This is a genomic window from Neisseria perflava, assembly GCF_024170405.1.
GTDB classification, from domain to species: Bacteria; Pseudomonadota; Gammaproteobacteria; order Burkholderiales; family Neisseriaceae; genus Neisseria; species Neisseria perflava_B.
The window spans coordinates 1-26,364 of sequence record NZ_JALJYC010000012.1; the positions used below are offsets into that span (position 1 = coordinate 1).

The 26,364-nt window shown below is 52.9% G+C and carries 21 protein-coding genes and 2 tRNA genes; 6 read left to right on the top strand and 17 right to left on the bottom strand.

The window, feature by feature from the left end; all coding sequences use genetic code 11:
* Positions 1-17 precede the first annotated feature (17 nt).
* The 5 genes from J2T37_RS05655 to J2T37_RS05675 all read right to left on the bottom strand — a co-directional run bounded on the left by J2T37_RS05655 (position 18) and on the right by J2T37_RS05675 (position 3,569).
* Positions 18-93 (bottom strand) — tRNA-Gln (locus J2T37_RS05655).
* A 9-nt stretch (positions 94-102) separates the two neighbouring features.
* Positions 103-178 (bottom strand) — tRNA-Gln (locus J2T37_RS05660).
* A gap of 7 nt (positions 179-185) precedes the next feature.
* Entirely contained in the window at positions 186-1,034 is an 849-nt protein-coding gene (gene ispE / locus J2T37_RS05665; RefSeq protein ID WP_253354429.1) for a 4-(cytidine 5'-diphospho)-2-C-methyl-D-erythritol kinase, read from the bottom strand.
* A gap of 18 nt (positions 1,035-1,052) precedes the next feature.
* Positions 1,053-1,637, bottom strand: coding sequence for an outer membrane lipoprotein LolB (locus tag J2T37_RS05670; protein WP_253354431.1), 585 nt, complete (start codon positions 1,635-1,637; stop codon positions 1,053-1,055).
* A gap of 54 nt (positions 1,638-1,691) precedes the next feature.
* Complete coding sequence (locus tag J2T37_RS05675) at positions 1,692-3,569, bottom strand: tetratricopeptide repeat protein (RefSeq protein WP_253354433.1); 1,878 nt, start codon at positions 3,567-3,569, stop codon at positions 1,692-1,694.
* Between the two features lie 248 nt (positions 3,570-3,817).
* Between J2T37_RS05675 and J2T37_RS05680 the strand changes: the two genes are divergently transcribed.
* Entirely contained in the window at positions 3,818-4,426 is a 609-nt protein-coding gene (locus tag J2T37_RS05680; RefSeq protein ID WP_253354435.1) for an NUDIX hydrolase, read from the top strand.
* Between the two features lie 155 nt (positions 4,427-4,581).
* Here J2T37_RS05680 and J2T37_RS05685 read toward each other — a convergent pair whose 3' ends face one another.
* A complete protein-coding gene (locus J2T37_RS05685) occupies positions 4,582-5,538 on the bottom strand; it encodes a bile acid:sodium symporter family protein (protein WP_253354437.1) in 957 nt (318 codons plus the stop codon).
* 198 nt (positions 5,539-5,736) lie between these two features.
* A complete protein-coding gene (locus J2T37_RS05690; RefSeq protein WP_253354439.1) occupies positions 5,737-6,633 on the bottom strand; it encodes an NAD(P)H-hydrate dehydratase in 897 nt (298 codons plus the stop codon).
* A 95-nt stretch (positions 6,634-6,728) separates the two neighbouring features.
* On the opposite strand from J2T37_RS05690, the gene J2T37_RS05695 reads away from it, so the two are divergent.
* On the top strand, positions 6,729-7,388 hold the full coding sequence (locus J2T37_RS05695) for a cytochrome b/b6 domain-containing protein (protein ID WP_253354441.1): 660 nt from the start codon (positions 6,729-6,731) through the stop codon (positions 7,386-7,388).
* A 208-nt stretch (positions 7,389-7,596) separates the two neighbouring features.
* Here the strand turns inward: J2T37_RS05695 and tadA are convergent, their stop codons facing one another.
* The 5 genes from tadA to bfr (J2T37_RS05720) all read right to left on the bottom strand — a co-directional run bounded on the left by tadA (position 7,597) and on the right by bfr (J2T37_RS05720) (position 11,753).
* Positions 7,597-8,319, bottom strand: coding sequence for a tRNA adenosine(34) deaminase TadA (gene tadA / locus J2T37_RS05700; RefSeq protein WP_253354443.1), 723 nt, complete (start codon positions 8,317-8,319; stop codon positions 7,597-7,599).
* A gap of 1 nt (position 8,320) precedes the next feature.
* Positions 8,321-9,259 carry a tRNA (adenosine(37)-N6)-dimethylallyltransferase MiaA gene (gene miaA / locus J2T37_RS05705; protein WP_253354445.1) on the bottom strand — a complete coding sequence of 313 codons (939 nt, stop codon included), beginning with the start codon at positions 9,257-9,259 and terminating at the stop codon, positions 8,321-8,323.
* 69 nt (positions 9,260-9,328) lie between these two features.
* On the bottom strand, positions 9,329-10,627 hold the full coding sequence (aroA, locus tag J2T37_RS05710) for a 3-phosphoshikimate 1-carboxyvinyltransferase (protein ID WP_253354447.1): 1,299 nt from the start codon (positions 10,625-10,627) through the stop codon (positions 9,329-9,331).
* Between the two features lie 162 nt (positions 10,628-10,789).
* Positions 10,790-11,263 (bottom strand): bacterioferritin, encoded by a 474-nt coding sequence (bfr, locus tag J2T37_RS05715; RefSeq protein ID WP_253354449.1) that lies wholly within the window; start codon positions 11,261-11,263, stop codon positions 10,790-10,792.
* Between the two features lie 25 nt (positions 11,264-11,288).
* Positions 11,289-11,753, bottom strand: coding sequence for a bacterioferritin (gene bfr, locus J2T37_RS05720; RefSeq protein WP_253354451.1), 465 nt, complete (start codon positions 11,751-11,753; stop codon positions 11,289-11,291).
* A 441-nt stretch (positions 11,754-12,194) separates the two neighbouring features.
* Here bfr (J2T37_RS05720) and typA point away from each other — a divergent pair, with 441 nt between their 5' ends.
* A complete protein-coding gene (gene typA, locus J2T37_RS05725) occupies positions 12,195-14,006 on the top strand; it encodes a translational GTPase TypA (RefSeq protein ID WP_253354453.1) in 1,812 nt (603 codons plus the stop codon).
* A gap of 246 nt (positions 14,007-14,252) precedes the next feature.
* Here typA and lpdA read toward each other — a convergent pair whose 3' ends face one another.
* From lpdA to J2T37_RS05750, 5 genes are all read right to left on the bottom strand, one after another.
* Positions 14,253-16,049 (bottom strand): dihydrolipoyl dehydrogenase, encoded by a 1,797-nt coding sequence (gene lpdA, locus J2T37_RS05730; protein ID WP_253354455.1) that lies wholly within the window; start codon positions 16,047-16,049, stop codon positions 14,253-14,255.
* Between the two features lie 230 nt (positions 16,050-16,279).
* Entirely contained in the window at positions 16,280-17,929 is a 1,650-nt protein-coding gene (aceF, locus tag J2T37_RS05735) for a dihydrolipoyllysine-residue acetyltransferase (RefSeq protein ID WP_253354457.1), read from the bottom strand.
* A gap of 201 nt (positions 17,930-18,130) precedes the next feature.
* Entirely contained in the window at positions 18,131-20,809 is a 2,679-nt protein-coding gene (aceE, locus tag J2T37_RS05740; protein ID WP_253354459.1) for a pyruvate dehydrogenase (acetyl-transferring), homodimeric type, read from the bottom strand.
* Between the two features lie 597 nt (positions 20,810-21,406).
* Positions 21,407-22,033: a Smr/MutS family protein gene (locus tag J2T37_RS05745; protein ID WP_253354461.1), complete on the bottom strand. Its 627-nt coding sequence runs from the start codon at positions 22,031-22,033 to the stop codon at positions 21,407-21,409.
* A 42-nt stretch (positions 22,034-22,075) separates the two neighbouring features.
* Complete coding sequence (locus J2T37_RS05750; protein ID WP_253354463.1) at positions 22,076-22,837, bottom strand: SDR family NAD(P)-dependent oxidoreductase; 762 nt, start codon at positions 22,835-22,837, stop codon at positions 22,076-22,078.
* A gap of 155 nt (positions 22,838-22,992) precedes the next feature.
* Here J2T37_RS05750 and J2T37_RS05755 point away from each other — a divergent pair, with 155 nt between their 5' ends.
* The 3 genes from J2T37_RS05755 (at position 22,993) to J2T37_RS05765 (ending at position 26,330) form a co-directional block, all read left to right on the top strand.
* On the top strand, positions 22,993-23,409 hold the full coding sequence (locus J2T37_RS05755) for a hypothetical protein (protein WP_253354465.1): 417 nt from the start codon (positions 22,993-22,995) through the stop codon (positions 23,407-23,409).
* Positions 23,410-23,536: 127 nt separating this feature from the next.
* Entirely contained in the window at positions 23,537-25,012 is a 1,476-nt protein-coding gene (gene trpE / locus J2T37_RS05760; protein ID WP_253354467.1) for an anthranilate synthase component I, read from the top strand.
* A gap of 181 nt (positions 25,013-25,193) precedes the next feature.
* A complete protein-coding gene (locus J2T37_RS05765) occupies positions 25,194-26,330 on the top strand; it encodes a 5-(carboxyamino)imidazole ribonucleotide synthase (RefSeq protein WP_253354510.1) in 1,137 nt (378 codons plus the stop codon).
* Positions 26,331-26,364 lie beyond the last annotated feature (34 nt).

The window sequence follows — 26,364 nt, forward strand, 5'->3', positions numbered from 1 at the left end:
ACTCCCCAACAAGGTTGTGGCTGGGGAGGAAGGATTCGAACCTTCGCATGCTGGAATCAAAATCCAGTGTCTTAACCGCTTGACGACTCCCCAACAAGGTTGTGGCTGGGGAGGAAGGATTCGAACCTTCGCATGCTGGAATCAAAATCCAGTGTCTTAACCGCTTGACGACTCCCCAACTGCTTTCAAACCATATGAAACAGAGGATGTTGCGCTAAACCGGCAACGCAATATGCTTCATATTTTTTAGAAACCTGTCGGTATAAATTTTCTGCTGCCTGTTGGTTATCAATCCCGATAAAAACACATGCGCCGGAACCAGTCATTAATGCATTACCATACTGTGACAATTCAACATAGGCTTGCCAAACTTCAGGATACTCCTGAAATACCACCGCCTGCATATCATTACGCAAGGGCTGTAATGTTTGGAAAGTCGGCATTATGCTGGGTTTCGAATCGCGTGTCAAGCGCGGATGGGCAAAAATTTTCGCCGTTGCCACATGGACAGGCGGTTTTACGATGACATACCATTGTTCCGGCACATCAATTTCCACTAATTTTTCACCTACGCCTTTGGCAAATGCGCTGCGGCCGAAAATAAAAAACGGTACGTCTGCGCCTAACGTAACCCCCATATCAATCAGCTGCTGGCGGCTGAAACCGCACTGCCATAGATGGTTAAGCGCCAATAAAACCGTTGCTGCATCGGAGCTGCCGCCGCCCAAGCCGCCGCCCATCGGAATCTGCTTTTCCAGCCAAATTTCTACACCCCGGCTGCTGCCACTGTTTTGCTGCAACAGCGCCGCCGCCCGATAAGCCAAATCCTGTTCGGGTGCGCAGCCCTCTACCGGCGTGTGCATGATAATCCGGCTGTCTTCGCGCACGGCCAGATACACCGTATCATACAAACCAATCAGGCAGAAAATGCTTTCCAGGTTGTGATAACCGTCGGCTCGTTTGCCGGTAATGCGTAAATCGAGATTGAGCTTGGCCGGTGCTAAAAAAGCCTGCGCATGGGCGGGAATATTCATTTAACTACTCCCTTAGCCTTAGCCACGCGCGGCACATTGGGTTTGCGCAACAGCCTGCAGTTGGGTATTGACTTCGTCGAACACCAGCCGCACCGACAATTTGGCATTTTCCAGCTGTAAAACGCGCGGTTTACCCTCTGCTGATACAGTTCGGCTAATACTCCAGCCAAACTGCGCCAAACGGCCGTCTGAAAGAATCTGATACGGCGCATCAGCCACACGGTTGCCGTGCGCCCAAATATGCAGATATTGCACCGGTAAAGCAAAGCCCAGCAGTTGCTCGCTCAAGGCTTCCGCCGTGTCCGCCTGATATACTTTACCTTTGACATCCACCGCCAACACACCTTGAACATCTTGGCACAACTGGCCGACGGTATTGCCCAGCGGCGTATTGATATCGATGGTTTGAACGTGGTTTTGATAACTCCAGTCAAAATTGGCATACGAGCCTTTGGCTTCTACTTTGACTGCCAAGCGACCATCAGCGGTAAAGTCGGCAGTATCGGCAGCCGAAGGCCAACTGTTTTGCTGCGGCAAATCGGGTTGGGCGCAGGCTGCCAGCAACAGCAGCGCGACAGCGGAAAAAATCAGTTTGATGTTCATATTTACTCCATTAAGGCCGTCTGAAAAAGATAATTTTTCAGACGGCCTCTTTGATTAGCGGGCGGATTTACCGGTTTTTGAGGCAGCCGGTACGCTCACGCCGAAACGCTGCATGGTTTCCTGCAACAGCTTGATGTCACCGTCTTTTTGCAAACCTTCTGCCCAAATCCGTTTGGCCTCCGCCTGCTCGCCTGTCTGCCACAATACCTCGCCCAAATGCGCGGCAACTTCGGCATCGGGATAATGCTTGTAGGCATATTGCAGATACGGCAGCGCCGACTGCGCATCGCCTTTTTTATAATAGACCCAACCCATGCTGTCGTTGATGGCGGCAGAATCTGGCTCCATATTATAGGCCGTCTGAATCAGCCGGAATGCCTCGTCCAAGTGGTTTTGTCCGTCGGGTGCAGTCAGCAAAGTATAACCCAGCGAATTCATCCCGCTGGCGCTATTGGGGTTCATGGCTAAAAAACGGCGCAAATCGGCAACAGCCTTATCACTTTGATTCAAACGGCTATACACCATCGCACGCTGGTATAAAATTTCCGGCAATATTTCTTCGGCATTCGGCTGTTTGGCAGCTTGGGCGGCCAAAGTATTCAACTCAGCCAAAGCTTCCTGCGGACGGTTGTGTTGCGCCAAAGCATACAGATACACGCGCTGCAATTCGGCGATGCCGAAAAAGCGCCCTTGCTGCTCCGGCAATTTCTGCGCTTTACGCGCTTCGGCCAGCGCCGTTTTCGCATCACCGCGCTCGGCGGCAATCGAAGCTTTCAATACCGCTTTGTCAAACACATATTCCGCAGCGTTAATTTTATCCGCCCAAGCGTCGGCCTTGGCATAATCCTTGTCATCGGCATAACGCATGGCGCCGATAATGGCAGCACGGCTTTGCTGCTCGCTGGTGCCGATGTTGTAGGCTTTTTCCAAATAGGTATTGACCACCGCAATGCTGTCTTTTTGACTATTGGCCAACAGAGCTGCTTGAATATACAAATCGGCATTCGGATTTTCCGCCAGCAATACTTTCAGACGATCTAACGCCTTCTCCGGCTGCTTGCTTGCAATCAGCGTACCGATTTCCAATTCCTGCCACGCCGGAGACAATTTGGCCGTATCCGTTTTCGCAAAGAAACGGCTCAACACTTCGGGATTGCGTTGCGCCATCAGGCGCAGCGTCAACCAAGTCGGCGGCAGGATTTCCGTATCCAACCCCGCCAAACGCTGCAAAGCCGCCACCGCATGACGGTCTTTATGGTCTTGGCCGCTGAAAATCACATCCGCAATCGCCGCTTCCGGCATATCAGGATAATTCGCGGCGGCTTTGTGCACTTCTTTCGCCGCTTTTTCCGCCAAACCGGGCTGTTGCACGGCGGCTTGCGACAAAACCAAGAAAATCCGCTGCGTCTGCTCGGGCGTGGCATTTTGCAACACATCATCCAATCCGCGAACGGTTTGGTTGGTATGCCCCAACATCAAATCGCGCACCCAGCCCATGCGCCTCTGCGCCTCACCCGCCACCGGCTCGATTTCACGCCATTTTTGGTAAATCATCTCCGCCTGGTCAAAAGCATTGAGCGAAATCGCCATTTCCATCGCGCGTTCGGCCACTTCCGGCGATTTGGTGCGATCGAGCATAACCATATAAGTCGCCAGCGCCGTGCCCGCATCACCTTTTTGCAGCGCCATTTCGCCGCCCAACAGGGTAAAAATGGTATTGGAACGCTCGATAATGCGCACGCGGCGTTGGCGTTCGGCAGCCAAATCTTCCGGCGAATAAGCACTTTTGCGCTGGACGGTCGGACTGGCTTTGACTTTAACGGTTTTGACGGTTTTAGGGGTTGCCGCGTCGGAAGCCGCATAGGTTTCGCAGGCAAACAACATCATCACGGCAGCCGCCGCAGCGCGGATACGGGTACGGGTAAACAACATAAGGAATCCTCTATGCCAAAAGCCGCCGCGTTTTCAGACGGCCTCAATGGGCATAACTTTATCACAAGCCGCCCGATTTGTAGATTAGCCTGACCGAAAAGCTAAGGCAAGATACCGCCTTTACCCCCTGTTTGGCCGCAATTTTCGGTCAAAACAGGCGTATCGGCAAAAAGCATGAGCAGACACGGGGTATCTAAACCGCCCTCGTCCGCCGTATAATCGGTTTATCCTGATTGATGACACACGCCATGAGCCCAGGCCACCTGACCGATTTTTTCAACCGCGCCGCCGCTTATCCCAGCGACAAGGAAAACCTGCGCAACCGTTTTATTCAGCCGCAACAGCGCTGCGAAGCCGCCGTTTTGCTGCCAGTCGTCTGCCGCCAACAGCAATGGCAATTACTGCTGACGCGCCGTGCCGATACCCTGCGCCACCATACCGGACAAGTCGCCCTGCCCGGCGGACGGTGGGAACCGCAAGACGCCGATTTCAACCAAACCGCCCTGCGCGAAACCGAAGAAGAAACCGGCATCAGCGCCGCAGCATGGCAGACTTTCCCGCTGCTGCCGCCGCATTACACCCCTTCTGGTTATGAAGTCCATCCCGTTCCCGCCTTATATACTGCCGCACACGCGCCGCATACCGCGCCTAATCCCGACGAAGTGGCCGAAATTTTTTATGTGCCGCTGTACACGGTATTGGATACGACGGCTTACCGCAGCCGCCCTTTGCAGTTTAACGGCAGCAGCATAGACGCGCCCGTATTGCCTTATCTGCACTACAATATCTGGGGTTTGACGGCGATTATCCTATACAGCTTGGCCGAGCGGTATCAGGCGTATTGCTTGGATAAGTAAAGCCGTAGCGCAAGGTCGTCTGAACACCTTTTCGCAAACACCTGCGCCCTACCACGTCCTATATCCCATTATTTCCATCCCAAAATCAAATACCCCAAACCAACAATAGAGTTTGGGGTATTTGATTATCAGGCATTTCAGACAGCCTGAACCCGCTATGATTGCGGTTTATTTTCCTGCTTGTCCGCTTTCGCCGCCCAATAAGAAGCCAGCAGCGAACCGGAAATATTGTGCCATACGCTAAACAAAGCGCTGGGCACGGCCACCACCGGAGCAGCCGCAAAATGCGCCGCCGCCAGCGCTGCGCCCAAGCCGGAGTTTTGCATGCCCACTTCAATCGCCAGCGTTTTTTGCGCGTCATACGGTAATTTGCAGTACTTGGCCGCCAAAAAGCCGAGCAGATAGCCGATACCGTTATGCAGCACCACCACGCAGAAAATCAGCAGGCCACTTTCCACAATTTTGCCTTTGCTCGTGCCGACCACCGCACCGATAATCAAAGCAATCGCCACCACCGACACCAGCGGCAACACCCCGACGGCGCGTTCGGTCTGTTTGCGGAACAAAGTGTGCGCAATCACACCCAACACAATCGGCAACAACACCATTTTCAAAATCGACACAAACATTGCCGACGCACCGATGTCCAGCATTTCCCCCGCCAGCAGCATGAAAATCGCCGGGGTCAATACAGGCGCCAACAGCGTGGAAACCGAAGTAACCGCCACCGACAAAGCCACATCGCCGCGCGCCAAATAAGTCATCACATTCGAAGCCGTCCCGCCCGGGCAGCAGCCGACCAAAATCACGCCCACAGCGATTTCCGGCGGCAGATTGAATACTTTAGTCAACACATAAGCCGTCAGCGGCATAATCACAAACTGGGCAATCACCCCAATCACCACCGCACGCGGATGTTGGCCGATGATTTTAAAATCGTTCGGACTGAGCGTCAGCCCCATGCCGAACATAATAATGCCCAACAGCAGCGACACATGCGGCAAAACCCAAGTAAAGGTTTGCGGCGATACAAAAGCAATCACGGCGCACAGCGCCGCCCAAAATGCAAAAGTCTTGCCGATAAAATGGCTGATTTGCGTTAATTTTTCCATGATTGAGCGTTCCCAAATTGATAATTAGTCGTTCTTGATAATTAGTCGTTCCAATTTAGATTGAGACAAGGCAGCAAGGCGCAGCAACGCCGTATCAAGCTAACGGGGTGACTATGGGTAAAGAATACGCCAATTTGTAATAATATGCAAAGACAAAGACCGTCTGAAGATTCAGACGGTCTTTGCGCTCATTCCGCTTTACCTTTTGCCCGAGTTCAGCCGGTTACGAAGCCAACGCGCGGCCGGGGCGATTTCTCCCGCCAGCATACCGATTTCTCCGATTTGCGAATCGCGCAACACATCCGCCGCCGCGCCGTGCAGCCATACGCCCGCCTGCGCCGCCTGAGCCGTATCCACCCCCTGCGCCAGCAGGCTGCCGATGATGCCGCTCAAAACATCGCCGCTGCCTGCCGTCGCCAAACCCGCGTTGCCGCTGCGGTTGGTATAAATTCCGCCGTCGGGCGCGCACACCAAAGTCTGATGGCCTTTCAATACCGCTACGGCCTGATAGTTTTCACTCAAAGCCCGTACTGCCACGCGACGGTCGGCTTGAATCTCGGTGGTGGTTACGCCCAGCAGCCGCGCAGCTTCGGCGGGGTGCGGGGTCAACACCAAGCTGCCGTGTTGCTGCGCCAGCATTTTTAAACCGTTTTCAGACGGCCTGGACAATAAGGTCAGCGCGTCGGCATCGAGTAACAGCGGTTTTCCCTGCGCTTGCGCCAACACCTGCCGCACCAGCTGCGCCGCTGCATCGTCCAAACCCAAACCGCAACCGCACACCCAGCCGCTGATGTCGCGGCGAGCCAGCAGATTGTGCGCCGTTGCCAGCATAATTTCGGGGCGCTCGGGAATCACGGCAAAGGGCAACTGCGGCTGGTTAAAACCCGCCCACACCTTGCCGCTGCCCTGATACATCGCCGTCGTCGCCGCCATCACCACCGCGCCGCTCATGCCCGCCGCGCCGCCGATGACGGCCAGCGTGCCGTAAGTTCCTTTATGGCTTTCTGCGGCACGCGGTTTGAAGACATCGGGAAACTGCGCGGCCGTCTGAAAATACAATTCGCTATGAATCAGTTGATAAGCTTGGGTAAACATGATGATTCAGCCTGAGAAGTCGGATAAAATAGCGCGGACACAAACTCGGGGGCAAGGCGCGCCTGCCCTCCCATAGTATAAGAAAGCACACCATTATGAAACAAAAAATCAAAGTGTGGGATTTGCCCACGCGCCTTTTCCATTGGACGCTCGCCGCCGCCGTCGCCTTTATGTGGTACAGCGCGGAAACAGGCGGCAATCTGTTGGCCTGGCACATCCGATGCGGGGCGCTGATACTGGCGCTGCTGGTGTTCCGCCTGTGTTGGGGCTTATGGGGCAGTGACACCGCCCGCTTTGCCAACTTCGTGCGCGGCCCGAGGCAGATTGTGCGCTACCTGCGCGGCGAAATCAGCGAAAACGAGCAGCCGGGGCATAACCCGCTGGGTGCGCTGATGGTGTTGGCGCTGCTGGCGGCCGTGGCGGTGCAGGTCGTTACCGGCCTGTTTGCGCCGGATGAAAACACTTTTATGCACAGCGGCTATCTGAACCATTTGGTCAGCGACAGCACCGGCAACGCCCTGCGCAAAATCCATATCGGCCTGTTTAACCTGCTGGCGGTTTTGGCGGTGCTGCATATCGTGACCATTTTAGTTTATAAGTTTTTGAAAAAACACGATTTGATTAAGCCGATGATTACCGGCTATAAGGAACTGGAAGGCAAGCTGCCTGTATTGAAATTTGCCGGCGCAAAAGCGTTGGCGGCAGCGGTCGCAGTGGCGGCGATTGTGGTTTGGCTGGTGGTAAATGCGGGTTAGTGCTGCCCAACGCCCCAGCTGATAAAGCCAAGGCCGTCTGAAAATGATGTCATTCATTTTCAGACGGCCTTATAGTGCAATTATTTAAAAACCAAACCATCGATACGGTGTAGGTTGGGTTGTAAACCCAACATTTACCTAAAGTTCCGTTGGGATTTCATCCCAACCTACGCAGTTTGTTTTTTTACTTATTTCACTATAGTTCTGCTTATCCGCGCTTCTGCGCAAAAAACTGTTGCAATATTGCTTGGCATTCCTCTTCCAATATGCCGCCCTGTACAGCAGTGTGCTTATTCAATGCACGATTGCCGAACACATCCAACACGCTGCCCGCCGCGCCGGTTTTCGGCTCGGCCGCACCGAAAACCACCCGCGCCACCCGCGCCTGTATCATCGCAGAAGCACACATGGCGCAGGGCTCCAGCGTCACATACACATCGCAGCCGTCCAAGCGGTAATTGCCCAGCGCCGCGCCCGCCTGCGCCAAAGCGCGGATTTCGGCATGATGGCTGATGTTGCAGTCTTGGATACAGCTGTTGTGCGCGGCGGCGATGATTGCGCCGTCTTTCACCACCACCGCGCCGACGGGAATTTCGCCGATTTGCGCCGCCATGTGCGCCTGTTGCAAAGCCGTGCGCATAAAGTCCACCATTTCAGACGGCCTCGGGAACAAGGCTACGGGCGGATGGTTTTTTACGGCCTGCCGCAATTTTTCTTTTTGCTCCGCCTCCATTTCGTGCACGTCTGCGCCGTCGCACAAAGCCGCCAGCTGCCATAAGGTACTGTTGGTCAGCGTCAGTCCGGCGGCTTTCAGCAATAAAAAAGCCTTGACTGCACCTTGTGTGCGCAAATCTTCCAGCATAACAATACCCATCTTCTGCAAAGCGCTCAGGGTTTTCGGCGCCAGCGGCGGCGTGGTCAGCGGCGTCATGTTATGCCCCGAAATGCTGCGCGGCCAAGTTGCAGGCCGTCTGAATATAATCTTGATCGGCATACGGATCTAAGCTGTGCGCCAAGGGGATTTTGCGCAGCCAGGTCAGTTGGCGCTTGGCCAGCTGGCGCGTGGCGGCCTTGCCTTTTTCTACAAACTCCGCGTAATCGTCCCGCCCTTCGAGATAATCCCACGCCTGCCGGTAGCCGACGCAGCGCATGGAAGTCATATCGGCATTCAGCGCCGGATATTTGCGGCGCAGCGCGTGCATTTCGTCTAAAAAACCCTGCTCCAGCATGGTATCAAAACGCTTGCCGATTTGCGCGTGCAACAAAGCGCGTTCTTCGGGAATCAGGGCAAGGGTGCACAAATCCAGCGGCGGCGTATGGCTACTTTGCTCGGCAATATGCTGACTTAAAGGCTTGCCGGTCAGCAAAAACACTTCCAGCGCCCGCTCAATGCGCTGGCTGTCGTTGGCTTTCAGACGGCCTGCCGTGGCCGGATCGCATTGTTGCAACTGCTGATAGAGATAATCCAAACCGTGCGCCGCTTTGTCTGCCTGCAAACGCGCACGCACGGCTTCGTCCGCTTCGGGCAAATCGTTCAAGCCTTCGGTGAGCGCGTGAAAATACATCATCGTACCGCCGACAATCAGCGGATATCGCCCCCGCGCCTGAATCTCGCCCGCCAAGCGTACGCAGTCGGCGACAAACTGAGCCGCGCTGTAACTTTCCAGCGGCGAGATGATGTCAATCAGATGGTGCGGCACAGCCGCCCGTTCCGCCGCCGTCGGCTTGGCCGTACCGATGTCCATATCGCGGAACACCAGCGCGGAGTCCAGGCTGATGATTTCAACGGGTAACTGCTCGGCAAGGCGCAGCGCGAGGCCGGTTTTGCCGCTGGCGGTCGGGCCGAGAATGGCGAAGGCTTTCGGGGTCATGGTGAGCAGGGAAAATGAAAAAACGGATTATAGCAAAAAGGCCGTCTGAATTCAGACGGCCTTGACCTGTTAAACCGCTTCGGTAATCAAAGCGAAGACTTCAAAATAAGTTGGGAAGGTTTTATAGGTACATTTCGGGTCGTTAATCACCACCGGCACGCCCAGCAGCGACACCAAAGAGAAACACATCGCCATGCGGTGGTCATCGTAAGTGTCGATGGCGACTTCGGCATTCAGTTGCTTAGGTGGCGTGATGTGGATGGCTTCCGGCTCTTCCGTTACTTCCGCGCCGAGTTTGCGCAATTCGGTTGCCATCGCCGCGATACGGTCGGTTTCTTTCACGCGCCACGAGCCGATGTTGCGTAGGGTACAGGCTTGGCCGCTCGCCAGCGCGACAATCGCCAACGTCATGGCGGCGTCGGGGATGTGGTTGGCGTCCAAGTCAAACGGCAGCACCGCTTGATTTTCTGGGCGGGAAACTTCAATAAAATTGTCGCCCCACACCACATTCGCGCCGATTTTTTCCAATTCGCGGGCAAAAGCCACATCGCCCTGAATGCTGTGCAAACCGATACCGGTGACGCGAATCGGCGCGCCGGAAATCAGCCCAGCACCGAGAAAATAAGACGCGCTGGAGGCGTCGCCCTCAACATGCAACACTTCCGGCGCCTGGTAACGCGCACCGGCCGGAATGTGAAACACTTGATAATTGTCATGACGCACGTTGACACCAAACTGCGCCATCAGTTTCAAAGTAATGTCGATATACGGCTTGGAAATCAGCTCGCCCACCATGCGGATGGCAAAGGCTTCGCCGGTCAGCGGCAAGGCCATTAAAAGCGCAGTCAGAAATTGGCTGGACACATTGCCCTTAATCGGAATCTCGCGCACGCCCTTGTCGCTGCGGGCATTGATTTGCAGCGGCGGATAGCCTTCGTTGCCCAAATAGTCGATATCTGCTCCGGCAATGCGCAGCGCATCGACCAAATCACCAATCGGCCGCTCGTGCATACGCGGCACGCCGTGCAGGTGGTAATCGCCGCCCAACACCGCCAGCACTGCGGTCAGCGGGCGAAACGCCGTCCCTGCGTTACCGAGAAACAAATCGGCTTGGCGGTTGGGAAACGCACCGCCCGTGCCGTGTACTTTCAGACGACCTTCGTCCAGAAATTCGATGTTAACACCCAATTTCTCCAAGGCTTCCAGCATGCGGTCGGTATCGTCGGATTTGAGCAGTGAACGGATTTCGCATACATTGTCAGACAAAGCGGCCAACAGCAGCGTGCGGTTGCTGATGCTTTTCGAGCCGGGCAGCGCAACAGTGGAGGGTTTTAATTTGGCGGCGGGCAATCGGATGGATTCGGTCATGGTAATCTTCTTGTATGGCGCACAATGCGGATGAGAGACAGACGCATATTATACTGAAAGTTCAGGCCGTCTGAAAACAAAAGAAAACGGCATATCCGCAGGGATGGGATATGCCGTTTTTCGTACTCAAGAGAACTGCTGTATTTGGCAGTGGTTTGTGTTTTAGTCCTCTTGCGCCCCGGTTTGCAGGTAGTTGGGCAAGCCGATGCTTGCAATCAAATCCTGCTGGGTTTCCAGCCAGTCGATGTGTTCTTCGTTGATGTCTTTTTGTTTTTCCAACAAATCACGGCTGACATAGTCTTGTTTTTCTTCGCACAGCGCGATGGCTTCAATCAAAGCGGTATGTTTGTCATACTCTTTGGTCAAGTCGCAGGCAATAATCTCTTCGGTTTTTTCACCGATGAGCAGCTTGCCCAGCTCTTGCAAATTGGGCAGGCCTTCCAAAAACAGGATGCGTTCGATTAAAGCGTCGGCCGATTTCATTTCTACGATGGATTGTTTGTAGAAATGCTCGGACAGCTCTTCAAAACCCCAGTTTTTCAGAATGCGCGCATGCAGAAAATATTGGTTGATGGTAATCAGCAGCAAACCCAAGTTTTTATTGAGTTCGCGTAACACCAAACGATCGCCTTGCATATGATGCTCCTTTCGTTCGGTTTAATTACATTTGGCTTTGGTAGTAGTTGCCTTCGCCGACCAATTCGATCAAGCGCAGCTGTTGTTCCAACCAGTGGGCGTGATCTTCTTCAGTGTCTTTCAACTGGCTGACCATGATGTCGCGGGTAACGTAGTCTTGTACTTCTTCGCACAATTTAATGCCTTTTTTCAAGGCGTCGCGCACTTCGTATTCGGTGTTCAAGTCGGCTTTCAGGCAAGAAATCACGTCGGTACCGATGTTCAATTCGGCACGCGTCATTTTCGGCGTACCACCCAACATCAAAATACGGCGGATAAAGTCTTCAGCGTGTTCGGTTTCTTCTTCCATCTCGTGATTCAGACGCTCGAACAATTTAGTGTAGCCCCATTCTGAATACAGGCGTGAGTGGATGAAATATTGGTCACGTGCAGCCAGTTCGCCTGACAGCAGTTCGTTCATATAATCTAAAACAGCTTGATTGCCTTGCATAATTCTTTCTCTTTCTGTGAGAGTCCCTCAGGACGGGTTGTGTTGTGTTTCGGAATGCGTGCATTGTAGGCAAGATTTTGAAATTTCACAAATTTTCTATTTAAAATACAAACAATTATCAAAAATATATGGATAGCAAAATGCCGTCTGAAAATTTCAACTCCCTGTTTTCTATTATGATTTATTGCCATTAATATTAAGAATCCATTGCATTGCTAAAAAATATTTACGCGGCTTAACCATAAATAAAAGCAACCGACCCACAAAATTCAATCAAATTTAATAATGAATCATTATCATCTTTCTCCATTTCTTTCAGACGGCCTAAATCTCCCTGTTTTTCCAAACTAAAGTTACGCCAAACAATCCTTTGGCCGTATATCGTGTTATAATGCTGAGTTATTTTTTAAACCGATTATCTATTAAGGCACCACATAAGCCATGAAACAAATCCGCAACATCGCCATCATCGCCCACGTTGACCACGGCAAAACCACATTAGTTGACCAATTACTGCGCCAGTCGGGTACATTCCGCGACAACCAGCAGGTTGACGAGCGCGTGATGGACAGCAACGACATCGAAAAAGAACGCGGCATTACCATTCTTGCCAAAAACACCGCCATCGAATACGGCGGCTACCACATCAACATCGTCGACACTCCCGGACACGCCGACTTCGGCGGCGAGGTAGAGCGCGTATTGGGCATGGTCGATTGCGTGGTTTTGTTAGTTGATGCGCAAGAAGGCCCTATGCCGCAAACCCGTTTCGTCACCAAAAAAGCCTTGGCTTTGGGCTTGAAACCGATTGTCGTCATCAACAAAATCGACAAACCGAGCGCACGTCCGAGCTGGGTGATTGACCAAACCTTTGAATTGTTCGACAGCCTCGGCGCAAGTGACGAGCAGTTGGATTTTCCGATTGTGTACGCTTCCGGTTTGGCCGGTTTTGCCCGCTTGGAAGAAACCGATACCAACGAAGACATGCGTCCGCTGTTTGATACCATTCTGAAATATACCCCTGCCCCGAGCGGCAGCGCGGATGAAACCCTGCAACTGCAAATTTCCCAGCTCGACTACGACAACTACACCGGCCGCTTGGGTATCGGCCGCATTTTGAACGGCCGTATCAAACCGGGTCAAACCGTTGCCGTCATGCACCACGACCAACAAGTCGCACAAGGCCGCATCAACCAACTGTTGGGTTTCCAAGGCTTGGAACGCGTGCCGCTTGAAGAAGCCGAAGCGGGCGACATCGTGATTATTTCCGGTATTGAAGACATCGGTATCGGCGTCACCATTACCGACAAAGACAATCCCAAAGGCCTGCCGATGTTGAGCGTGGATGAGCCGACCTTGACCATGGACTTTATGGTTAACACTTCCCCGCTGGCCGGTACTGAAGGCAAATTCGTTACCTCGCGCCAAATCCGCGACCGCCTGCAAAAAGAACTGCTGACCAACGTCGCCCTGCGCGTGGAAGACACCGAAGACGCCGATGTATTCCGCGTATCCGGCCGTGGAGAACTGCATTTGACCATTTTGCTGGAAAACATGCGCCGTGAAGGTTTCGAGCTGGCAGTTGCCAAACCGCGCGTGGTGTATCGCGACATCGACGGTCAAAAATGTGAACCGTATGAAAACCTGACGGTTGACGTACCTGATGACAACCAAGGTGCGGTGATGGAAGAACTCGGCCGCCGCCGTGGTGAATTGACCAATATGGAAAGCGACGGTAACGGACGTACCCGTTTGGAATACCATATCCCTGCCCGCGGCTTGATTGGTTTCCAAGGCGAATTTATGACCATGACGCGCGGTACCGGCCTGATGAGCCACGTATTTGACGACTACGCACCGGTAAAACCCGATATGCCCGGCCGTCACAACGGCGTATTGGTGTCACAAGAGCAAGGCGAAGCGGTGGCTTACGCATTGTGGAACTTGGAAGACCGCGGCCGTATGTTTGTATCGCCCAACGATAAAATTTACGAAGGCATGATTATCGGTATCCACAGCCGCGACAACGATTTGGTGGTCAACCCGCTCAAAGGTAAAAAACTGACCAACGTGCGCGCCAGCGGTACCGATGAAGCCGTGCGCCTGACCACGCCGATTAAGCTGACACTGGAAAGTGCGGTAGAATTTATCGATGATGACGAGTTGGTGGAAATTACGCCGCAGTCCATCCGTCTGCGCAAACGCTACTTAAGCGAGTTGGAACGCCGCCGCCATTTCAAAAAATTGGATTGACTTGCGCAATATAGTCGTTTCGTTAGTTTGAAACAAGGCAGCAAGCCACAGACAGTACGGATAAAATGAACTGACTTACTTCTCAGTTTAGTTCATTCCCTCCCTGAGCAATATGCAGCAACGCTGTATCAAACCAATGGAACGCGACTATAAAAGAAAGGCCGTCTGAAACAATCGCTGTTTCAGACGGCCTTATTATATCTGCGTTACGCTCAGTTGATCAGGCTGAGCGTAAATTTTCCGATATTATTTTTTCTTGCGTTGCGGCGGCAAGTCGGTACAAGTACCCAAAGCCACTTCTGCAGCCAAACCGATGGATTCGCCCAAGGTCGGGTGCGGGTGGATGGTTTTACCGATGTCAGTTGCATCACAGCCCATTTCAATCGCCAGGCAGATTTCGCCAATCATATCGCCACCGTTCGGGCCGACGATACCGCCGCCGATAATCAGGCCGGTTTCGGCATCGAAAATCAGTTTGGTAAAGCCATCGTCACAGCCGTTAGCAATCGCGCGACCAGAAGCCGCCCACGGGAAGTTTGCTTTGGTAATTTTAATGCCTTTGGCTTTGGCTTGGGTTTCGGTAACGCCAACCCATGCCACTTCCGGTGCGGTAAAGGCCACACCCGGAATCACGCGCGCATCAAAATAGGCTTTGTGACCGGCACAGTTTTCAGCGGCAACGTGACCTTCATGCACGGCTTTATGCGCCAACATCGGTTGGCCGACAATATCACCGATGGCATAGATATGCGGCACGTTGGTACGCATTTGTTTGTCCACCTCGATGAAACCACGATCAGTTACGGCAACACCGGCGTTTTCTGCGCCAATCAATTTGCCGTTCGGCGCACGGCCGGCAGCCACTAAGACGCAGTCATAACGTTGCGGTTCGGCCGGTGCATTCTCGCCTTCAAAGGTCACATAAATACCGTCTTCACGCGCTTCAACAGCCACGGTTTTGGTATTAATCATGATGCGGTCGAAACGGTGTTCGTTGGCTTTCTGCCAAACTTTCACCAAGTCACGGTCAGCACCCTGCATCAGGCCGTCCATCATTTCCACAACTTCCAAACGGGTGCCCAAGGTGCTGTACACCGTACCCATTTCCAAACCGATGATACCGCCGCCGATAATCAGCATATTGCCCGGCAGCTCTTTGAGCGCCAATGCGCCGGTAGAGTCGATAATGCGCGGATCTTTCGGGATAAACGGCAGATTCATCACGCGGCTGCCTGCTGCGATGATGGCGTTTTTAAACTGAATCACACGTTTTTCGCCGGTTTCTTGCAACGGCTCGTCATAGCCGACTTCGGCAGTCAGCTTGACTTCCATGTGGTTCGGGCCGACAAACTGACCGTCGCCGCGAATGACATCCACTTTGCGCATTTTGGCCATGCCGGACAAACCGCCTGTCAACCGACCGACTACTTTGTCTTTATAGCCGCGCAGCATATCGAGATTCAAATCCGGCTCTTGGTAAGTAATACCATGCGAAGCCAAGTGGCGCACTTCATCAATCACGTTGGCGTTGTGCAGCAAAGCTTTAGACGGGATACAGCCCACATTCAGGCAGACACCGCCCAAAGTGGCATAACGCTCGACGATGGCAACTTTCAAACCTTCGTCGGCGGCGGCAAACGCAGCAGAATAACCGCCCGGGCCGCCGCCTAAAACGACTACATCGTATTCGACATCGGCATTGCCGCTGAAATTAGCAGCCTGAGGAGCAGCAGCGGCTGCCTGAAGCGCTTCTTGAGCAAGTGCGGCAGCAGGGGCTTCTTCAGCCTTCGGTGCTTCGGCTGCTGCGGCAGCTTCCAATACCAGAATCACGCTGCCTTCGGAGATTTTATCGCCGACTTTGACTTTAACTTCTTTGACCATACCGGCAGCTTCCGCCGGTACATCCATGGTCGCTTTGTCAGTTTCCAAGGTAATCAGGGTATCGTCCACGGCAACGGTATCGCCAGCTTTAACTTCTACCGCGATAATATCCACATTTTCGTGGCCGCCGATGTCGGGGACTTTCAATTCGATTAAGCTCATGTTTGCTTCTTTCTTAAAATATTCCGTTGTTTTCAGACGGCCTAAACCAAAATGCCGTCTGAAAAATCCGTTTGACTGTATTGAGAACAGGCTTTGTAGGGTATGCGCAAACCCACCATTTTGCTTGTCAAACCGACTAAGTGGCGGGTTTACACCCACCCCACACCCATCTCTGCATTTTCAGACGGCCTTTAAACTTTAAATAGCCATCAGGCCGTCTGAAAACACGCTTACAGCGTAATACGGCGGAAGTCTTGCAACAATTTAGCCAGATAAACGGTAAAACGCATACCGGCAGCACCGTCAATCACGCGGTGGTCGAATGACAGGCTCAACGGACACATCAGACGCGGTTCAAACTCTTTACCGTTCCAAACCGGTTTGATTTGCGATTTGCACACGCCCAAAATGGCCACTTCAGGTGCATTCACAATCGGCGTAAAGCCGGTACCGCCGATACCGCCCAAGCTGGAAATGGTAAAGCATGCGCCTTGCATTTCCTGCGGTTTGAGTTTGCCTTCGCGGGCTTTTTTCGACAACTCGGTCAATTCTTGGCTGATTTGTTTCAAGCCTTTTTTGTCCGCGTCTTTAATCACCGGCACAACCAAACCGTTCGGGGTATCCGCCGCGAAACCGATGTTGTAATAGTTTTTCAACACCAAGTTTTCACCGTCGAGTGATGCATTAAATTCTGGGAAAGCTTTCAATGCGGCTACGGAAGCCATAAGGGTAAAGGCTAGAGGCGACACTTTTACGCCTTCGCGTTCCCATTCTTTGTTGAGCTGTTTGCGGAAAGCTTCCAGCTCGGTCATGTCGGCATCTTCGTTTACGGTAACATGCGGAATCATCACCCAGTTGCGAGACAGGTTTTGACCGGAGATTTTTTTGATACGGCTCAATTCTTTAACTTCAACAGAACCAAATTTGCTGAAGTCCACTTTCGGCCACGGCAGCAAGTCCAAACCACCGCCCAAAGAAGCGGCAACCGGCGCACCTTTGCCTGCACCGCCCTGCATAGCGGCTTTAACGAAGGCTTTAATATCGTCGCCGATAATACGGCCTTTCAAGCCGGTGCCTTTTACCAAGCTCAAATCCACACCCAATTCGCGTGCCAATTTACGGGCAGACGGGCCGGCGTGGGCTTTGGCAAAACCTTCTTCGTTAATCGGTGCACTACCGAAAGCAGCGGCCGGAGCAGCAGGTGCAGCCGGAGCCGGTGCAGCGGCTGGTGCCGGAGCAGCAGCAGGGGCGGCAGCTTGAGGAGCTTCAGCGGCTGGTGCAGGCGCGGCAGCCGCAGCACCACCGGCAACTTCTACTTCGATAATGGCCGAACCTTCGGACACTTTATCGCCGACTTTCAGCAATACCGCTTTTACCACACCGGCGGCGGTAGAAGGCACATCCATTGTGGCTTTGTCGGTTTCCAAGGTAATCAGGGTATCGTCCACGGCAACGGTGTCGCCGACTTTGACTTCTACCGCAATTACGTCCACATCGCTGTGACCGCCGATATCCGGCACGGTAACGGTTTCGACACCACCGGAGGCGGCCGGAGCAGCTGCGGGTGCAGCCGCAACAGGGGCGGCAGCGGGCGCGCTTTCCTGCGCCGGAGCTGAGGCAGGTGCGGCAGCGGCAGCTTCGCCGGTTTCTACGGTCAGAATCACGCCGCCTTCGGAGATTTTGTCACCGACTTTGACTTTAACTTCTTTAATCACGCCTGCGGCATCAGCCGGTACGTCCATGGTTGCTTTATCGGTTTCCAATGTAATCAGGGTATCATCCACCGCGATGGTGTCACCCGGTTTGACTTCGACGGCAATAATATCTACGTTTTCGTGACCGCCGATGTCGGGTACTTTGATTTCTACGATTTGACTCATCGTCTTGTTCCTTAATGGTATTGCAACCGCATTTGTGCGCTTGCAATCAGGGATATTGAAACGTTTGTTTTCAGACGGCCTCTGCCAGAATTTCGTGCATATGCCGTCTGAAACAAGCCTGGAAAATGCTGCGGTTTGATACCGCCGGATTTTCAGACGGCCTCATCGTGATAAAACGTCAAAGGCCGTCTGAAACACACTTTAGCGTTTCCAGCTCGGAGCGGTATCGGTAGCGATACCGTATTTCTCGATGGCTTGTTTTACGGTTTCTTTGCTGACTTTGCCTTGGTCGGCCAATGCGCTCAATGCAGCCACAACGACGTTGTAGCGGTCCACTTCAAAGAAGCGGCGCAGGTTGGCGCGGCTGTCGGAGCGGCCGAAACCGTCGGTACCCAATACGTGGTAGTCGTTCGGGATGTACGCGCGGATACGGTCGGCAAAGCTGCGGATGTAGTCGGTAGAAGCAATTACCGGACCTTCGTGGCCTTTCAGTTGGGCAGTCACAAACGGCACTTTTTGCTCTTCCAGCGGATGCAGACGGTTGAAGCGTTCCACTTCGATGGCATCGCGGTGCAGCAGGTTAAATGACGGGCAAGACCAAACATCAGCATCCACGCCAAATTCTTCTTTCAGCAAATCGGCGGCAAACAATACTTCGCGCAGAATCACGCCGGAACCCATCAGCTGTACTTTCTTGTCGGATTTACCGCCTTCTTGAAGCAGGTACATACCTTTCAAGATTTCCTGTTCGATACCCGGACGCTGCGGCAGAGCCGGATGAGTGTAGTTTTCATTCATCAGGGTCAGGTAGTAGAACACGTCTTCATGTTCGACATACATGCGGCGCAGACCGTCTTGAATAATCACGGCCACTTCGTATTGGTAAGTCGGGTCGTAAGAAACGCAGTTCGGAATCAGGTCGGCCTGAATGTGGCTGTGACCGTCTTCGTGTTGCAAACCTTCGCCGTTCAGGGTGGTACGGCCGGCAGTACCGCCCAACAAGAAGCCGCGCGCCTGCATATCGCCGGCAGCCCAAGCCAAGTCGCCTACGCGTTGGAAACCGAACATTGAGTAGTAAATGTAGAACGGAATCATGGCGTAATGGTTGTTGGCGTAAGAGGTTGCCGCAGCAATCCAGTCAGCCATCGCACCCGGTTCGTTAATACCTTCCTGCAAAATCTGACCATCAACAGATTCTTTATAGAACATCAGTTGGTCTTTATCTTGCGGGGTGTATTGTTGGCCTTTCGGGTTCCAAATACCGTATTGACGGAACATACCTTCCATACCGAAAGTACGGCTTTCGTCCGGCACGATCGGCACAATGCGTTTACCGATTTGTTTGTCTTTCAACAAAGTAGAAAGGATACGCACGAATGCCATGGTGGTAGAGAACTCGCGGTCGCCGCTCGATTGCAGCTGCGCATCAAACGCTTCCAAAGCCGGTACCGGCAAGGTTTCGGTGTTCGGATGACGCTGCGGCAGGTAGCCGCCCAAAGCCTCGCGGCGTTCGCGCAGGTAGCGCATTTCTTCGCTGTCTTCGGCAAAACGGTAGTAAGGCAAGTCACCGCTCTCGATTTGCTCGTCGGTTACCGGAATATTAAAGCGGTCACGCATTTGTTTCAGCGATTTGCTGTCCATTTTTTTGGCTTGGTGCGCTACGTTTTGGCCTTCGCCGGATTCGCCCATGCCGTAACCTTTAATGGTTTTCGCCAAAATCACGGTTGGACGGCCGCCGGCATTGTTCACGGCTTCGTAATAGGCCGCATACACTTTGTGCGGGTCGTGACCGCCACGGTTCAATGCCCAAATTTCATCATCGGACATATTGGCAACCAAGGCTTTCAATTCGGGCGTATTGAAGAAGTGCTCGCGTACATACGCGCCGTTTTTGGATTTGTAGGTTTGGTAGTCGCCGTCCAACACCTCTTCCATGCGCTGTTTCAACGCATTGTTGGTATCGCGTGCCAGCAGAGCGTCCCAGCGGCTGCCCCAAATCACTTTCAATACATTCCAGCCTGCGCCACGGAAGTTGCCTTCCAATTCTTGGATGATTTTACCGTTACCGCGTACCGGGCCGTCTAAGCGTTGCAGGTTACAGTTGATGACGAAAATCAGGTTGTCCAAACCTTCGCGGGCGGCCAGAGAAATCGCGCCTTGGCTTTCCGGCTCGTCCATCTCGCCGTCGCCGCAGAATACCCATACTTTGCGGCCTTTGGTTTTACTCAAACCGCGTGATTCCAAGTATTTCAGGAAACGCGCTTGGTAAATCGCCATCAACGAGCCCAAGCCCATGGATACGGTCGGGAATTGCCAGAATTCAGGCATCAGGTGCGGGTGCGGGTAAGACGGAATACCTTTGCCGTCCACTTCTTGACGGAAGTTATCCAACTGCTCTTCAGTCAGACGGCCTTCAACGTAAGCACGCGAATAGATACCCGGCGCAACGTGGCCTTGGAAGAATACCAAATCGCCTTCTTCGCCGTCGCCTTTGGCTTTCCAGAAATGGTTGAAACCAACGTCATACAGCGTGGCCGCAGATTGATAAGAGGCGATATGGCCGCCCAATTCCAAATTTTTCTTACCGGCACGCAATACCATCGCAGCGGCATTCCAGCGGCAGGCCGAACGGATGTGGTGTTCCAATTCCTGATTGCCGGGGATTTTTTGCTCCTGGCCGACCGGAATGGTGTTCAAATAAGCAGTAGTAGCGTCAAACGGCATGTGGATACCGCGGCGGCGGGTGTATTTCACCAGATTTTCCAGCAGGAAATGCGCACGCTCGGTACCTTCGTTTTCCAGTACGGAGCTTAAAGCGTCTAACCATTCCTGTGTTTCAATCGGATCAACGTCAGTCACTTGATTGGACTTGGTGGACATATCAATTATCCTCTCTTGAGTTACAAATCCCGGCTTCTCTCGTCAGTAGAATTAAGAATTTCAAACCGGTGCATATATTTTCGATTATGAAAAATTAAAGCTCATAAACGAACCGTTGGCAAAACGTAAAAAACGAAACCGCAATAAATGTAATGATTTCAAACAGAAAAATCAAAACTACAACGGATTTGAGTGACGATTACATTTTGTTTCAGCGTAAATCCTATCAGTAATCAGAACAGCTTGCAAACCGTCATTAGCGTTTCAGACGGCCAATATTGCTTTTCGCTATGACCCGTTTTTCCAATAACAACATTTAAAATTCTAAAAACAACAAAGTAAACTTTAAATCTCACAAAAAACGAATCTTCCACGCCATAATTTTTGAGATTTTGAACAATAAATTGGATGACTGCCCATTTTCTCCTGCTTTAACCCACTACCGTTAAAGCATGTAAATCCCCATTAAATTAATATATAAACAATCTCCTAAACAATCTCCTATTCCATCGGAAGAAAGGCCGTCTGAAACCCGAGTAACTGTTTCAGACGGCCTTTTGTTTGCAAACTTAACCAACGCCCGCTATGACACCGGATTTATTCCTCCGAATCGCGGCGGTTGCGCTTGAGCAAAATCCGTACCGCGCCGTCGTTATTCGCACGCGGCTCGACATAAGCCAAAACATCAGGGTGCTGCATGAGCCAGCGGCGGGTCATGTTTTTCAATACCGGTTTATAACCGGACGAACCCAAGCCGCTGCCGTGCACGATTTCGCCGCACACGCCGCGCTTTTTGGTAAATTCGATAAATTCGTTTAACACCTGCTGCGCTTCTTCCTGCGAATAGCCGTGCAGATCCACATCGGCCACCACCGGATAATGGCCATTTTTCAAGCGCTGGATGTCGTTTTTGCCCTGCCCGTTTTTGCTGAACGTGGCCGGCGGCTCGCTCCAATCGGTGCTGCCGTGGCCGATATAGAAATAGTCTTCTTCCGCCAGCGTCTGCTCATCCTTCGGGCGCGGTTTCAACGGCGTTTTATCGCGGGGGGCTTCGTAGCGGTTGGTGTTTTTCAGCGGCTTGACCGAGCCGCCCATTTCTTTGGCAAAATCCACCACCTCTTCGACGCGTTTTTTTGCTTCCGCTTCCACTGCTGCGCGTACTTCCGCTTCTTTTTTTGCCTGTTTGCCCAAGGCTTTCAGTGTTGCTTGAAAATCCATCGTCATGTCGTTATTCCTTGTTTTTGCTATTCCTTGTTTTCAGACGGCTTACTGTTTTTTTAGGAGAAAACCCAGCAATTTTCCCGCTTTTTTCCAATCTCGTACATCACCAATGACCTTACTGCCGAAATCTCTATCCGCAATGATGGCGGCGATTTTAGCTGCTACGGTTTGCGGCGTGCTCAACGCATGGTTTGTCTTCAATTGCTGAAACCGCGCCAACAACGGGAAATCCTCGACCGATTGCGCCCGTATTTGCGCCTGCATGTCGGTATCCACCACGCCCGGCGCCAGCGATATAATGCCGACACCGGCTTTGCCTTCCGCCGCCACGCATTGAGCATGCTGATCCAAAGCCGCTTTGGTCGCGCCGTACACGCTCCAGCCGATATAGGCTTTGCGCCCCGCACCACTGCTGATGTGGACGATTTTCAAGCACATGCCCTCACGCTGGCGCGCCAGCAAATCGTTGCTTAACAACAAAGGCGCGGCAATATTCAACTGCACCGCCGTCAGAATTTCAGACGGCCTTTGTCTTCCGCACAGCGCATTCGGCGCTACCGTACCGGCGTTATTAATCAGCACGGCTTCATCCGCATCATCAATAAATGCGTCCAACAAGCCGTTTTGCAAGACTTCGGCCAAAGCCGAACCGTCAGATAAATCCAAAGCGCATTGCTGCAACCCGGCCTGCTCAGGCAAAGCGCGGCGGGAAATACCCAAAACCGGTATGCCCCGCTGTAAATAATATTCTGCCAAAGCCTTACCCAAACCGCTGCTGTGGCCACTGATGATAATTTTTTGCCGCATGATAATTGTCCGTTTGAAAGCGTTTTTGATTCTGCCACAGAGTCCGTCCGCTGCAAACCATAATGCCGTCTGAAGCCGTGTTCAAGCCTGTTGATTTCGGGTATAGTAGCGTTCTTACAAACCATAAACAGCCCGTCATACTTGGAGAAACCGCGATGTTCAAGCGTCCCGAAGAATTAATCGTTTTGATACTGGCCGTCCTGTGGATCGTCCTGACCTACTTCCTCGCCGCCTATACCGGCGCGGCCGCCTATACTGTTTTGCTGATCAGCGTATTGACCGCTGTGTGGGCAGTTGTCTGTTTCTTCCTGTGGCAACGCGGTCTCAGCCGCCTAATTTGGCCGCTGTTTCTCGGCGCACTGGTCGCCTGCTGGTGGCCGTGGCTGGATTGGTATGCGGTCAAAGATTTTATCGCGCCCGGAGCGGAGAGCCAAGCCATTGTCGTGGCAAAACCGTGGTATGCCGGTTGGACATTTAAAATCATTCTGGCTGCCATTCCGGTAGCGCTGGGTTATGCATTTAAATGGAAGCGTGCCCGCCAAACCAAAATTTCCATAAATTCCAGCTTCTGATTTCCGATACCGTATGGATAAATCTGCCGAGCCGTCTGTTTTCAGACGGCCTTGCGCTGTTATCCCGCCGCAAAAGCAGGTATAATCTTCACACAAATTAACACCACCCACCAAAGGCCGTCTGAAAATGATTAGCAAACAAGAATATCTGGCACAAGCCGCGCAAGGCTACAACCGCATTCCGCTGGTGCAGGAGCTGCTGGCGGATTTGGATACTCCCTTATCCCTCTATCTCAAACTTGCCAACCGCCCTTATACCTATCTGTTGGAATCCGTGGTCGGCGGCGAGCGTTTCGGCCGCTATTCCTTTATCGGCCTGCCGTGCACCCACTATCTGAAAGTCAACGGCCAACACGTTGACGTGTATCTCAACGGCGAAATCGTCGAGCAATACGACGGTAATCCGCTGCACTTTATCGAAGCCTTCCACAAGCGTTTCAACACTCCTGAAATCCCCGCCCTGCCGCGCTTTACCGGCGGCTTATGCGGCTACTTCGGCTACGAAACCATTTACAGCTTCGAGCATTTTGCCCACCGTTTGAAAAACACCCCCAAAGCCGACCCCATCGGCACACCCGATATGCTGTTGATGTTGTCCACCGAATTGGCAGTTATCGACAACCTCAGCGGCAAAATCCACCTGATTGTGTATGCCGATCCGAGCCAGTCCGACGGCTACGAACGCGCCCGCGAGCGTTTGGAAGATTTGCGCCTGCAACTGCGTCAAAGCAGCGCCATCCCCCTGTCTTTGGGCAGCTCCAAAACCGAAGCCGTCAGCGAATTTGGCGAAGAGCCTTTCAAAGCCTGCGTAGCCAAAATCAAAGACTATATCTTCGCCGGCGACTGTATGCAGGTCGTACCCAGCCAACGCAGCTACATGGAATACCGAGACAGCCCGCTCGCGCTCTACCGCGCCCTGCGCACGCTCAATCCCTCGCCGTATATGTTTTACTACGATTTCGGCGATTTTCACATCGTCGGCTCGTCGCCGGAAATCCTCGTGCGCCGCGAACGCGATACCGTTATCGTGCGCCCGATTGCCGGTACCCGTCTGCGCGGCAAAACTCCCGCCGAAGACCTCGCCAACGAGCAGGATCTGCTCTCCGACGCTAAAGAAATCGCCGAACACGTCATGCTGATCGATCTCGGCCGCAACGACGTCGGCCGCATCAGCCAAACCGGAGAAGTCAAAGTCACTGATAAAATGGTGATTGAAAAATACTCCCACGTCATGCACATCGTTTCCAACGTAGAAGGCCGTCTGAAACCCGAAGTTTCCAATATGGACATCCTCGCCGCCACCTTCCCCGCCGGTACCCTCTCTGGCGCACCGAAAGTGCGCGCGATGGAAATCATCGAAGAAGTCGAACCGAGCAAACGCGGCATCTACGGCGGCGCCCTCGGCGTATGGAGCTTCAACAACGATATGGACTTGGCCATCGCCATCCGCACCGCCGTGATTAAAAACAACGTGTTATACGTGCAAAGCGGCGCCGGTGTCGTTGCCGATTCCGACCCGCAATCCGAATGGAACGAAACCCAAAACAAAGCGCGGGCAGTAGTACGCGCGGCACAGATGGTGCAGGAGGGGTTGGATAAGTAACGAAAATTTGAGATAAGCATTTTTATCTCTATTCTTTTCGGTAATTTATGCTGGTAGGCAGACAGAAAATCGCCAGATTTTCTGTCTGCCTTAAAAAAATACAGTTCTGAAAATTTGATAGTATTGCCAATCAAAACACTTTATTCGCATATACAAACTGACATTATCCATGACAACCACCATGCAAAACACCCCCATCCTCCCTCCTTCCATGCTCGGCATACTCGGCGGCGGCCAGCTTGGCCGTATGTTTGCCGTAGCGGCCAAAACCATGGGCTATAAAGTGACCGTGCTCGATCCCGATCCGAATGCGCCGGCGGCAGAATTTGCCGACTGCCATTTGTGTGCGCCGTTTGACGATAAAGCGGCTTTGGACGAATTGGCCAAATGCGCGGCGGTCACCACCGAGTTTGAAAACGTCAACGCCGACGCCATGCGTTTTTTGGCGCAGCATACCAACGTATCGCCCAGCGGCGACTGCGTAGCAATTGCGCAAAACCGGATTCAGGAAAAAGCGTGGATACGCAAAGCCGGCTTGCAGACCGCGCCGTATCAGGCCGTCTGCAAAGCGGAAGACATCAGCGCCGACAGCGCGGCATTTTTGCCGGGGATTCTGAAAACCGCGACTTTAGGCTATGACGGCAAAGGCCAAATCCGTGTGAAAACGCTGGAAGAGCTGAGTGCGGCATTTGCGGCGCATGGCGGCGTGGACTGCGTGTTGGAGAAAATGGTGGACTTACGCGGCGAAATTTCCGTGATTGTCTGCCGTTTGAACAGCGAGAATGTGCAGACCTTTGATCCGGCCGAAAATATCCATGCAGACGGTATTTTGGCTTATTCCATCGTACCCGCCCGTCTGCCGCAAGACATCCAGCAGCAGGCGCAGCAGATGGCGCGGCGTTTGGCGGATGAATTGGATTATATCGGCGTGTTGGCGGTGGAAATGTTTGTGGTCGGCGATACGCATGAATTGGTGGTCAACGAAATCGCGCCGCGTCCGCACAATTCCGGCCACCACACCATTGACGCTTGCGCCGCCAGCCAGTTCCAACAGCAGGTACGCCTGATGTGCAAACTGCCGCCGGCCGATACGCGCCTCTTGTCGGCCTGCTGCATGGCGAATATTTTGGGCGATGTGTGGGCGGATGACGGCGGCGAACCGAATTGGCTGCCACTGCAAAGCGATACCCGAAGCCACCTGCATTTATACGGCAAAAAAGCCGCGCGCAAAGGCCGTAAAATGGGGCATTTCGTTACCTTGGCCGACGATGCGGACATTGCGCTGCAAAAAGCGCAGCAGCTGCACAATAGCCTGTAATTTTCAGACGGCCTTGCCTAACCTTTGTAGGGTC